Origin of the sequence: Corallococcus sp. AB030 (genome assembly GCF_003668965.1) — a bacterium.
GTDB lineage: Bacteria > Myxococcota > Myxococcia > Myxococcales > Myxococcaceae > Corallococcus > Corallococcus exiguus.
Genome location: NZ_RAWQ01000121.1, coordinates 19,789 through 32,021, shown reverse-complemented (window position 1 = coordinate 32,021; position 12,233 = coordinate 19,789). Strand labels below are relative to the sequence as shown.

Below are 12,233 nucleotides of genomic sequence, written 5' to 3'. Positions count from 1 at the left end.
GGGTGGGGCAATGGCCAGTACGAATACAACACGTCGCGGGCGGAGAACGCGTCGCTGGACGGCGAGGGCCACCTGGCCATCACCGCGCGCCGTGAGCGCTACGGCAACAACGACTACACGTCCGCGCGCCTGACGACGAAGAACCGCTACAGCAAGGCCTACGGCCGCATCGAGGCGCGCATCAAGCTGCCCACGGGCCGGGGCATCTGGCCGGCGTTCTGGCTGCTGGGCGCGGACGTGGACTCCGTCGGTTGGCCGGCCTGCGGCGAGATCGACATCATGGAGCACAAGGGGCAGATCCCCTCGGTCGTCAGCAGCGCGGTGCACGGGCCGGGCTACTCCGGTGGCTCGAACCTCGGCCGCCAGCACGCCGTCTCCGGGCCGCCGCTCGCCGAGGACTTCCACATCTACGCGGTGGAGTGGGAGCCGGAGCTCTTGCGCTTCATCGTGGACGACACCGTCTTCTTCGAGGTGACGCCGAAGAGCCTGCCGTCCGGCCGGAAGTGGGTCTACGACCATCCGCACTTCATCATCCTGAACATCGCGGTGGGCGGCTCGTTCGTGGGGCCGCCGGACTCCAAGACGGTGTTCCCGCAGACGATGAAGGTGGACTACGTGCGCGTCTACGAAAGGGCCGCGCAGTGAGGTTCGCCCGCGCGCTCCTGCCGTTGGCGCTGCTGGTGGCGTGCTCGTCCGAGCCGCGCCCCCGGCCGCCGGGCGTGCTCTTCGTCTCCGTGGAGCAGCAGAGCGCGTGGGTGCGCAACTTCAACCCGCTGTTCGCGGGCGCCGGTGCGCGCTGGCCCACCCGGGCGGGCGTGTACGAGTGCATGGAGATCTTCAGCTCCGCGCAGGGCAGGTGGGTGCCGTGGCTCGCCACCGGCCACGCGTGGTCGGAGGACCAGCTCACGCTGCGCTTCAATGTGCGCGACGGCGTCCTCTGGTCCGACGGCAAGCCCTTCACCGCGGACGACGTCGTCTACACCTTCGGCCTGCTCAAGCAGCACCCGGCGCTGGACGCGGGCGGCGTGTGGCGCTTCCTCACGGACGTGAAGACGGAAGGGAAGGGCACCGTCGCCTTCACCTTCTCGCGCGTGTACCTGCCGGGCTTCAGCGACCTGGCGCATCAGATCATCGTCCCCCAGCACGTGTGGAAGGACGTCGCGGACCCGGTGACGTTCACCAACCCGGAGCCGGTGGCCACCGGGCCGTTCACCCAGGTGACGCTGTTCCGCAACCAGGTCTACGAGCTGGGCAGGAACCCGCACTACTGGCAGCCCGGCAAGCCCGCGGTGTCCGCGCTGCGCTTCCTCGCGTTCCCCACCAACGACCAGGCCAACATGGCGCTCGTGGAGGGGGAGGTGGACTGGGCGGGCAACTTCGTGCCGGCCGTGGACCGCACCTTCGTGTCGAGAGATCCCGCGCACCACGCGCGCTGGTTCCCGCTCTACGGCAGCACCGTCTTCCTCTATCCCAACACCACGCGCCCGCCGCTGGATGACGTGCGCGTGCGCAAGGCGCTGAGCATGGCGCTGGACCGCGACCGGCTGGTGGAGGTGGCCATGTATGGCTACACCCGCCCCGCGGACGCCACCGCCCTCAACGACGCGTACACCGGCTGGAAGGACGCGGAGGTCGCCAAGGACGCGTGGACGCACTACGACCTGGCTGCGGCGAACAAGCTCCTGGACGAGGCGGGCCTCACGCGCGGCTCGGACGGCATGCGGCGCCTGAAGGATGGGCAGCCCTTCGCGTTGGATCTGGAGGTCGTGAGCGGGTGGTCGGACTGGGTGCGGGCGGGGCAGGTGGTGGGCCGCGACCTGCGCAAGCTGGGCATCGGCGTGACGCTCAAGACGTACGAGTTCGGCACCTGGTTCACGCGCCTGCAGAAGGGCGAGTTCCAGCTGGCTATCTCCTGGTCGCTGGACGGCCCCACTCCGTACAACTTCTACAAGTGGCTGTTGTCGCCGCGCACGGTGCGGCCGGTGGGCGAAGTGGCCGCGGCCAACTGGCACCGCATGGGCGACGCACAGGCGGATGAGCTGCTCGTGCGCTTCGAGCGCGCCGGCACGCCGGAGGAGCAGCACGCGCTGATGTCCCAGGTGCAGCAGCGCTTCTCCGCCACCGCGCCCGCCATCCCGCTGTTCCCCAACCCGTCCTGGGGCGAGTCCAACTCCTCGCGCTTCACGGGCTTCCCCACCGAGCAGAACCCCTACGCGCGGCTCGCGCCGCACGCGGAGCCCGACAGCCTGCTGGTGCTGACGCAGCTGTCCCCGAGGGAGCGCTGACCATGGGCCGCTACATCCTCCGGCGAATGGGCTTCTACCTCATCGCCGCGTGGGCCTCGCTCACGCTCAACTTCGTGATTCCGCGCCTGGCTCCCGGCGACCCGGCCGCGGCCATGTTCGCGCGCTTCGAGGGCAAGGTGGCGCCGGAGGCCATGGGCGCGCTGAAGGCCGCCTTCGGTTTCACGGACGCGCCGCTCTACGCCCAGTACTTTACCTACCTGAAGCACCTGGTGCAGGGCGACCTGGGCATGTCGTACGCGTACTTTCCCGCGCGGGTGACGGAGGTCATCGGCACGGGCCTGATGTGGACGGTGGCCCTGGCGGGCGTGGCCGTCATCATCAGCTTCGTGTTGGGGTCCTTCCTGGGCGTGCTCGCCGCGTGGAACCGCGGCGGGTGGCTGGACTCGGGGCTGGCTCCGGCGCTCGCGTTCCTGGGGGCCTTCCCTTACTTCTGGCTGGCCATGCTGGCGCTGTACCTCTTCGGCTTCGTGCTGGGGTGGTTTCCGCTGCGCCACGCGTACGGACACGACATGGAGCCGGGGCTGTCGTTCGCGTTCGCCGCGGACGTGGCCCGCCACGCGGTGCTGCCCGCGTCCTCCATCGTGGTGGCCACGCTGGGCGGCTGGATGCTGGGCATGCGCAACACGATGGTGGCCACGTTGGGCACGGACTCCATCCGCCTGGCGCACGCGCGCGGCCTTCCGCCCCGCCAGGTGATGCTGCGCTACGCCGCGCGCAACGCGCTGCTGCCCAACGTCACCAGCTTCGGCATGGCGGTGGGCTTCGTGCTGTCCGGTTCGCTGCTGACGGAGATCGTCTTCTCCTATCCGGGCACGGGCTACCTGCTCATCCTCGCCGTGCGCAACCAGGACTACCCGCTGATGCAGGGGCTCTTCCTGGTCATCACGCTGGCGGTGCTCGCGGCGAACTTCGCCGTGGACCTCATCTGCCTCTGGTTGGATCCGAGGACCCGCGCCCATGCGTGACTTCCTGCGAAGGCTCTCCCGCCACCGGAAGGCGGCGGTGGGCGGCGGCCTGCTCGTGTTCTTCCTGCTGCTCGCGGTGGTGGGGCCCTTCTTCGTGATGGACCCCACGGACCTCGTGGGCCGGCCGCACCAGCCGCCCAACGCGGCGCACTGGTTCGGCACCACCGGCCAGGGACAGGACGTGCTCGCGCAGACCGTGGTGGGCGCGCGCCAGACGTTGGCGGTGGGCTTCGCGGTGGGCGCGCTCGTGACGCTGGTGGGCGCGCTGGTGGGCATCACCGCCGGCTACCTGGGCCGCCGCGTGGACGACGTGCTGTCGCTCACCACCAACGTGTTCCTGGTGATCCCCGGCATGCCGCTGGCCATCGTGCTGGGCGCGTACCTGCCGTCCGGCCCGCTGCGCATGGTGGCGGTGCTGACCGTGGCGGGCTGGGCCTGGAACGCTCGCGTGTTCCGCGCGGAGTCTCTGGCCTTGCGCGGGCGCGACTTCGTGTCCGCGGCGGTGGTGACGGGGGAGAGCCACTCGCGCATCGTGTCGCGGGAGCTGTTGCCCAACATGGCGTCGCTGGTGGGCTCGTCGTTCATCGGGAACACGCTCTATGCCGTGGGCGCGCAGGTGGGCCTGGAGTTCCTGGGCCTGGGCGACGTGAGCGTGGTGACGTGGGGCACCAACCTCTACTGGGCCGGCAACGACGCGGCGCTGCTCACGCGCTCCTGGTGGATCTTCGTCCCCACGGGCATGTGTATCGCGCTCGTGGGCTTCGCGCTCACGCTGCTGAGCTCCGCCATCGACGAGCTGACCAACCCCTCGCTGCGCGTGCACAAGCCGGCGGCGCTGCCCGCGAGCACCGCCCCGCGCGCGCACCTGGAGAAGCCGGTACCGGGCGTGCTCCTGCGCGTGCAGGACCTGTGCATCGACTACGCGACGGAGAAGGGCGCTTCCCGCGTGGTGGACTCGGTGTCGTTCGACGTGGCGCCCGGCGAGGTGTTCGGCCTGGCGGGTGAGTCCGGCAGCGGTAAGTCCACCATCGGCTCCGCGCTGCTGGGCCTCTTGCCTGCCTCCGCGCGCGTCGCGCAGGGGCGCATCCTCTTCAACGGCATGGACGTCACCGCGCTGGAGGGCCCGGCCCTGCGCGCGTTCCGCTGGCGCCAGGTGTCCATGGTGTTCCAGAGCGCCATGAGCGCGCTCAACCCGGTGCTCACCCTGGGCGAGCAGTTCCACGACACGCTCGCGGCGCACGGCCGCGTGTCGCGCGCCACGTCCTACGCCCGCGCGCGGGAGCTGCTGGGCATGGTGGGCCTGTCGCCGGACCTGGTGACGGCGTGGCCGCACCAGCTCTCCGGCGGCATGCGGCAGCGCGTGGGCATCGCGCTGGCGCTGGCCCTGGAGCCCCGGCTGATCATCATGGACGAGCCCACCACGGCGCTGGACGTCGTGGTGCAGAAGGAGCTGCTCCAGCGCATGGTGGAGCTCAAGCAGCGGCTGGGCTTCGCCATGCTCTTCATCACGCATGACCTGCCGCTGCTGCTCGCGCTTTCGGACCGCGTGGGCGTGCTCCAGGGCGGCAAGCTGGTGGAGGTGGACACGTCCGCCAACCTGCGCGCCGGGGCCCGCCACCCGTACACGCAGCTGCTGCTGTCCTCGTTCCCGCACCTGTCCGCGAAGGACGCCGCTCCGCCGCCGGTTCAGAAGGCGCCGGAGCTGACCGTGCCCCGTCCGTCCACGCGCGTCGCCGCCATCCCTGGAGGTCACCGATGAGCGCGCCCCTCCTGGAGGCGGAAGGGCTCACCCGCAGCTACCTGGCGGGCGGCTTCTTCTCCCGCGAGCGCAAGCCCATCCTCAAGGGCGTGTCCTTCTCCCTCCAGCCAGGGGAGATCGTCGCGCTGGTGGGCGAGTCCGGCAGCGGCAAGTCCACGCTGGCGCGGCTCCTGGCCCGGCTGGACATGCCGGACGCGGGGCAGCTGCGGCTCGCCGGGCGCGACGTGCTGGCGGACGGCAGCGCGCAGGCGTCGCTGGACTACCGCGGCCGGGTGCAGATGGTGTTCCAGGATCCGTTCGCATCCCTCAACCCCGTGCACACGGTGGCCTATCACCTGGAGCGGCCGCTCGTGCGCCATGGCCGGGTGCCGAAGTCCGGCCTGCGCACGCGGGTGTTGTCGCTGCTGGAGTCCGTGGGCCTGACGCCCGCGGAGGCCTTCGCGAAGCGCTACCCGCATGAGCTGTCCGGCGGCCAGCGTCAGCGCGTGGCGGTGGCTCGCGCCCTGGCGGTGGAGCCGCAGGTCATCATCGCGGACGAGCCCACGTCCATGCTGGACGTGTCCACGCGCAAGGGAGTGCTGCAGCTGCTTCGCGGCCTCACGCAGGAGCGCGGCATCGGCATCCTGTTCATCACCCACGATCTGGCGAGCGCGCGCCACCTGGCCGACCGCATCCTCGTGCTCTACGCGGGCACCGTGGTGGAGGCGGGCAGGGCGGATGAAGTGCTGCGCCAGCCGCGCCACCCGTACACGAAGCTGCTGCTGTCCGCGGTGCCGGATGGGGACGACTTCCTCCAGGCCGCGCTGCCGGTGCGCCCCGCCACGGGGTCGCCGCCGCTCGTGGGCTGTCCCTTCGCTCCGCGCTGCCCGGTGTCCGAGCCGCGCTGCTCCACCCTCACGCCTCCCGACGTCCTGCCGGCCGCGAATCACCTCGTCCGCTGCCACCTTGAAGTTCCGAAAGGAGTTACCGCCGATGCGTCAGTTTCCTCCTGACTTCCTCTGGGGAGTGGCCACCTCCGCGTATCAGATTGAGGGCGCCACCCGAGTGGACGGCCGGGGCGAGTCCATCTGGGACCGCTTCGCCGCCACCCCGGGGAAGATCCAAGACAAGTCCGACGGCTCGGTGGCCTGTGAGCACTACCGCCGCTGGCCGGAGGACATCGAACTGATGCGCTGGATGGGGCTGAAGTCCTACCGCTTCTCCATCGCGTGGCCGCGCATCCTCCCGGAGGGCCGCGGCCGGGTGAACGCGGCGGGCGTGGACTTCTACTCGCGCCTCGTCGACTCGCTGCTGGGCGCGGGCATCGAGCCCTTCGTCACGCTCTACCACTGGGACCTGCCGCAAGTGCTGGAGGACCAGGGCGGCTGGCCCGCGCGCGCCACCGGTGACGCCTTCGTGGAGTACGCGGACGTCATCAGCCGCGCCCTGGGCGACCGCGTGAATCGGTGGATCACCCACAACGAGCCCTGGTGCATCAGCTACCTGGGCTACGGCAACGGCGAGCACGCACCGGGCCACAAGGACTGGTCCAAGATGCTGGCCGCGGCGCACACGCTGATGGTGTCGCACGGCAACGCGGTGAAGGTGCTGCGCGCCAACGTGAAGAACGCGGAGGTGGGCATCACCCTCAACCTCACGCCGGGCGAGCCCGCGTCGCCCAGCCCGGAGGACGCGGACGCGACCCGCGACTTCGACGGCGGCTTCAATCGCTGGTTCCTGGAGCCGCTCTACGGCCGGGGCTACCCGCAGGATGTGATTGAAGACCACGTGAAGGCGGGCCGCATCGCGTCCCCGAACCTGGACTTCATCCAGCCCGGCGACCTGGAGACCATCGCCGCGCCCACCGACTTCCTGGGCGTGAACTTCTATTCGCGCGCCGTCCTGCGCAGCAACCGCATCCCGGAAGAGCAGAACGCGCCCCGCACCGTGTTCGTGCGCCCGGACAAGACGGACATGGACTGGGAGGTGTGCCCGGCCTCCCTCACGCGCCTGCTGGTGCACCTGGAAAAGGAATACAAGCCGGGCCCCATCTACATCACGGAGAACGGCTGCGCGTACTCCACCACCCCCAGCGCGGACGGCCGCGTGCACGACGTGCAGCGCGTGGAGTACCTGCGCGGGCACCTGGCGGCGTGCGGTGACGCCATCGAGCAGGGCGTGAAGCTGGCGGGTTACTTCGCGTGGTCGCTGCTGGACAACTTCGAGTGGGCCTACGGGTACACCAAGCGCTTCGGCCTGGTGTGGGTGGACTACGCCACCCAGCAGCGCATCCCGAAGGACAGCGCCCATCTCTATCGCGACGTCGTGGCCCAGAACGGCCTGGACGTGGAGCAGGCCGCTTGAAAAGGCTCTTCCTGACGACGTGTCTGGCGTTGTGCGGTGGCGCCCCGGCCTGGGCACAGGTGTCCGGTGCGGGCTCGCCCCTCCAGTCTCCGCCCACCGCGCAGCCGCCCTCCGCCGGCCCCGTGGATGCCGCCGCGCCCGTGCCGGGGCAGGCGACGTCCGAGCCGCAGGCGCCCGCGGACGCTCCCATCGCTGCGCCGGCGGCTCCGGCCCCGCAGGCCGTCGTGTCTTCGGACGCGAAGCGCACGACGGTGACGCGTGTCATCCACGACGAGCGCGGCTTCAAGCTCCAGGTGGACGGGAAGGACTTCCCCGTCCACGGCGTGAACTGGGGCTACACGCCCATCGGTGAGAACTACCGGTACTCGCTCTGGACGCAGCCGGAGGACTTCATCAAGCAGGTGCTGGCGAAAGAGATGGGGATGCTCCGCGACGCGGGCTTCAACGCCATCCGCCAGTTCGACGACATCCCGCCCGTCTGGGTCGAGTACATCTACCGGAACTACGGCATCCACACGCTGCTCAACCCGCTGATGGGACGCTATGGCCACCCGGTGAACGGGGTCATGGTCGTCAACATCGACTACTCGAACCCGGACCACCGCAAGGCCATCCTCGGCGCGTTGGCGGAGAAGGTGGAGCTCTACCGCGACGTGCCCGGCGTGCTGATGTGGCTGCTGGGCAACGAGAACAACTACGGCCTGCACTGGACGTCGTTCGAGATCGAAGCCCTGCCGGGCCACGAGGACGCCGCCCGCGCGGAGTCGCTCTATTCGCTCTACGGCGAGGCGGCCCGCACGGTGAAGAAGCGGGACACGAACCACCCCGTGTCCATCGCCAACGGCGACCTCCAGTACATCGACCTCATCGCCAAGCACTGCCAGGACCTGGATGTGCTGGGCACGAACGTCTACCGCGGCCCCACCGCGCGCGACCTGTTCGCGGAGGTGAAGGCCAAGCTCAACAAGCCGGTGTTCTTCAGCGAGTTCGGCGCGGACGCCTATGACGCCCGCGCGGGCCGCGAGGACCACGTGGCGCAGGCGGAGTACCTGCGCACGCAGTGGGAGCAGATCTACCTGGAGGGCTACGGCCAGGGCCTGTCCGGCACCGCCATTGGCGGCTTCGTGTTCCAGTGGGTGGACGGCTGGTGGAAGCACGGCCAGGAGTCCAACCTGTCCATCCACGACACCACCGCGACGTGGCCCAACGGCGGCTACGCGGCGGACTTCGTCCCCGGTCAGAACAACATGAACGAGGAGTGGTTCGGCATCGCGGCCCTGGGCCCGCCGGACTCCAACGGCATCAGCGGCATCCAGCCGCGAACGGCCTACTACGTCCTCCAGGCCGTGTTCCGCCTTGACCCGTACGCAACGACGACCAACCCGGACTCCATCCGCGACTACTTCGCGGGCATCCGTCCGTCCGCGCTCACCAGCGGCTACACCTCGTCGGTGGCTCTGGCGCGCACGGAGGAGCTCAGCGCGGTGCGGGTGTCGAACCTGCGGCTGCTGCTCGACAGCTCCCTGTCGCGCGGAAGCATCGCGACGGTGCGGCCCAACCAGAGCTCGGCGGACCACACCGAATCCATCTTCTTCGACCTGGCGTTGCAGCCGGCCAGCGGCGTCTACGGCCGCGCGTCGTTCAACGTCGTGGGCAACGTGGCGCAGAACCGGCTCAACAACCTGTTCTACGAGAACCGTGGCACGCCCTCCACGCCGACCTCGGGTGACATCCCGGTGGGCCCCGGCGCCCCGGCGCGTGAGCAGTCCGCGTTGGAGCGCTTCGCCCTGTACCAGGCGGAGTTCAAGTTCGACCGCTCGGACTTCGCGCTGGAAGGCTACTACCGCACCGGCCACTACCACTGGGGCGAGGAGGGTGACTTCTTCAACCTCTACCGCGAGGCGAACTACGGGCCGAACCTGGACATCTACCACGGCAACGCGCCCTTCGGCGTGGTGTTCAGTGGCAAGAAGGCCATGGATGGGTTGAAGGTCGCCGTCGGGCCGGAGCTGTACTGGGGCGCCAACCCCTCCGTGGTGGCGAAGTACCGCAACAACGTGGGCCCGGTGAACGTGACGCTGGTGCACCAGGAGGACCTGGCGCAGGGCTCGTCGTCGTCCACGGCCTCCGTGGTGCGTGAGCGCATCGCGCGCAGGACGGCGCTCAACTTCCAGTACGCCACCGGCAAGCTGGTGCTGGACGTGGGCGGTCTGCTCTCCGCGCCCCAGCGCATTGGCGAGACGTTCACCTATACGCGCGCCGCGCCGGAAGGCGGCCCCAGCTACCTCAACAGCGGCTACGACGTGCTCCAGGACAAGGTGCAGTTCCTGGACACGCTGGGCGCCAAGGCGCGGCTCACCTACGACATGGGGCCGGTGCGCTGGCTGGTGCAGTCCTCCTTCCGCGGCCTCGTCGCGGACAGCGGGCCGGAGCAGGGCAACATCATCACCGGCTGGAGCCTGCGCGAGAGCGGCCGCGGCAACCACTACGCGGGTCAGCTGGGCGCGGCGTTGCAGTTTGGTTCCATCCAGGTGTCGCCCAACGTGCTGTACCAGCGGCCCCTCATCGGGCCGAACCCCACCATCTCGGACGCGTACGACCCTGGCACCGGCATGTACTACGCGGGCGTGCGTCCGCGCAGCGTGCTGGTGGACTCGTTCAGCGTGCTGGACAACCGCGAGACGCTGGGCGGCGAGCTGCTCATCACCTTCGACCCGACGCCGGGCACCTGGTTCTGGTCGTGGGACCGCGACATGCGCGAGGACGCGCCGTTCGCCGCGGGCCTGGACATCGTCTACCGGCACCAGCCCACGTCGCGCGACGCGGGCATCGCCATCCTCGCGGACGGCAGCACCATCGCCTTCGGCAGCGCGCCAGTGGCCCGCGATGAGTGGGAGACGTCCCTGCGCCTGGTGGGCAACCCCACCCAGCGCCTGCGCCTGTACGGCACGGCGTACGTGGGCAGCCAGCAGTCCTCCGGCGAGGACAACCGGCAGATCCACCGCTTCGGCCTGGACGGCTCCGCGCTCTTCGACACGCTGCTGCTCGCGGCCCAGCTGCGCTTCAACGACTGGGGTCCGTACGACTACCACCGCGTCTTCAACCTCACCTACCCGGTGCAGCTGGGCGGGGACCTGTCCTACGGCTTGAAGAAGCCGGTGCTGGGCGCGGTGTCCACGCGCTTCGGCCTGCGGGGGCTGGTGCGCATGCTGGATGAGTACTCGGAGGGCCTCAACGATCGGGGCATCACCGAGGGCCTGAAGGGTCGCGAGTACGAGGTGGGCGCGTATGCCATCCTTTCTCTCTGAGGGAACACGCAACATGAGGACTGGTTTCCTGCTGGCCGCCGCCGTGGCCGCGCTGTCCGGCTGCTACGAAGACCCGACCATCATCTACGGCAAGTCGCTGGACGACATGACCTTCACGGTCACCGACCCGGCGATGGGCATCTACCCGAACACCTCCGTGCTGGATGACCCGAACAACCCCTTCGCGCTGTCGGGGGTGGGCACGGAGACGAAGTGGCAGATCCAGTCCGGGGCGGACCCCGTGGCGGCCTACTACTCGTGGGCCACGGTGCTCGCGAACGGGCCGTACGGTGAAGCGCAGTACTACGTGGCCCTCAACTTGGCCGCCATCTACCAGCGGGGCCTGGCGGACCAGGGCAGCCTGGCGCAGACGCGCGAGATGGCGGTGAAGGCCTACCAGTCCGTGCTCGACAACTTCCCGGACGCGGTGACGTACGACGCGTCCGGCACGGTGGCCTACGACCTGGTGACGCCCGCGTACAAGGGCGTCGTCGAGCTGGGCGGCACCGTGGCTGGCGGCTGGGTGATGGTGAAGACCTCCAGTGGTGCGGACCGGGCGGTGAAGCCATGAAGAAGCCAGTGTGGGGCCTGTTGCTGCTGCTCGCCGCCTGCCGCCCGGATCCGGGCCCGGCGGACTACTCAGGCCAGGAGCTGCCGGACGACCAGAACCCCGACGGCGGGACGCAGCCCTCGGACATGCTGCCGGGGCCGTTCCCCTACGAGGCCGGCAAGGCCCGTCTGATGGTGGGCATCTTCTACGAGACGGGCCGCTCGCAGGAGATCATCCTCGACAACATCGACTCCAACTTCTACCTCTACGAGAACACCGTCTACGTGGAGTCGGACCCCGACCACGTCGAGGGCAAGTCCGCCGACCGCATCGTGCAGAACGGCAAGCCGTGGATGGGCTTCGGCGTGCACTGGAAGCAGACGCACAACTTCGATGCGTGGAAGACGCTCCACGTCAGCATGAAGTCGTCCGACGCCGCCTTCGCCAACGTGAAGATCGGCATGACCAGCGGCACGGGCACCGCTGAGAAGGGCAACCCGCTCACCGTCACCAAATATGGCTGGGCGAACGATGGTGAGTGGCACCACCTGGCCATCCCCGTCGCGGACTTCGTCGCGGCGGGCCTGAAGCTCAATGACGTGTCGTCACCGTTCACCTTCGCGGCCGAGGGTGGCACGACCGGTCAGTTCCTCCTGCTCGACAACCTGTACTTCACCGCGGACTAGGCAGGAACGCAGTGCCAGGAAGGGCGGGCCGGCTGTCGCCGTGTGACAGCCGGAGCGCCCGAGCCTTGTCTTGACGCCGCCGTCACGCCCCCGCGTGCGGTGTCGCCAGGGCAGGGCTGCAGTTGTTTCAGCCGGGCAGTCCCCTTGCGTCCGCCGCGCGTCCTGGCGGTGCGTGCGAACGCGCGTCACGGTGTTCCTACCCAAGGAGTCGTCCCCCAATGTCTGAATCCTTGCCGCAATTGTCAAGCAGGGGCGCAAGCCCATGTCTCCGTGAAGCACCGCGCGTCTGGCTATTACAGGCCTTCGCGACGGTGCT

At 69.5% G+C, this 12,233-nt stretch carries 9 protein-coding genes; all 9 read left to right on the top strand.

From position 1 onward, the window contains the following. Window positions 1–645: glycoside hydrolase family 16 protein (locus D7Y15_RS26115; protein WP_148139228.1), on the top strand; the 645-nt coding region annotated here is incomplete at its 5' end. Continuing rightward, window positions 642–2,285 (top strand): ABC transporter substrate-binding protein, encoded by a 1,644-nt coding sequence (locus tag D7Y15_RS26110; RefSeq protein ID WP_121754260.1) that lies wholly within the window; start codon window positions 642–644, stop codon window positions 2,283–2,285. The genes D7Y15_RS26115 and D7Y15_RS26110, both read left to right, overlap by 4 nt. Before the next feature lie 2 nt (window positions 2,286–2,287). After that, window positions 2,288–3,271, top strand: a complete 984-nt coding sequence (locus D7Y15_RS26105) for an ABC transporter permease (RefSeq protein WP_120577654.1) — start codon at window positions 2,288–2,290, stop codon at window positions 3,269–3,271. Next, a complete protein-coding gene (locus D7Y15_RS26100) occupies window positions 3,264–5,030 on the top strand; it encodes a dipeptide/oligopeptide/nickel ABC transporter permease/ATP-binding protein (protein WP_121754259.1) in 1,767 nt (588 codons plus the stop codon). Before D7Y15_RS26105 ends, D7Y15_RS26100 begins: the two co-directional genes overlap by 8 nt. Next, on the top strand, window positions 5,027–6,022 hold the full coding sequence (locus tag D7Y15_RS26095; protein WP_120577652.1) for an ABC transporter ATP-binding protein: 996 nt from the start codon (window positions 5,027–5,029) through the stop codon (window positions 6,020–6,022). The genes D7Y15_RS26100 and D7Y15_RS26095 overlap by 4 nt, the downstream gene beginning before the upstream one ends. Further along, complete coding sequence (locus tag D7Y15_RS26090; protein ID WP_121754258.1) at window positions 6,003–7,373, top strand: GH1 family beta-glucosidase; 1,371 nt, start codon at window positions 6,003–6,005, stop codon at window positions 7,371–7,373. The genes D7Y15_RS26095 and D7Y15_RS26090 overlap by 20 nt, the downstream gene beginning before the upstream one ends. Then, window positions 7,370–10,681 (top strand): hypothetical protein, encoded by a 3,312-nt coding sequence (locus D7Y15_RS26085; protein WP_121754257.1) that lies wholly within the window; start codon window positions 7,370–7,372, stop codon window positions 10,679–10,681. Before D7Y15_RS26090 ends, D7Y15_RS26085 begins: the two co-directional genes overlap by 4 nt. Window positions 10,682–10,694: 13 nt before the next feature. Beyond that, window positions 10,695–11,252: a hypothetical protein gene (locus D7Y15_RS26080; protein WP_169820693.1), complete on the top strand. Its 558-nt coding sequence runs from the start codon at window positions 10,695–10,697 to the stop codon at window positions 11,250–11,252. Then, the gene (locus D7Y15_RS26075; protein WP_120577648.1) at window positions 11,249–11,917 is read left to right on the top strand and encodes a putative glycoside hydrolase; all 669 of its coding nucleotides are present in this window, start codon (window positions 11,249–11,251) and stop codon (window positions 11,915–11,917) included. Before D7Y15_RS26080 ends, D7Y15_RS26075 begins: the two co-directional genes overlap by 4 nt. Window positions 11,918–12,233 lie beyond the last annotated feature (316 nt).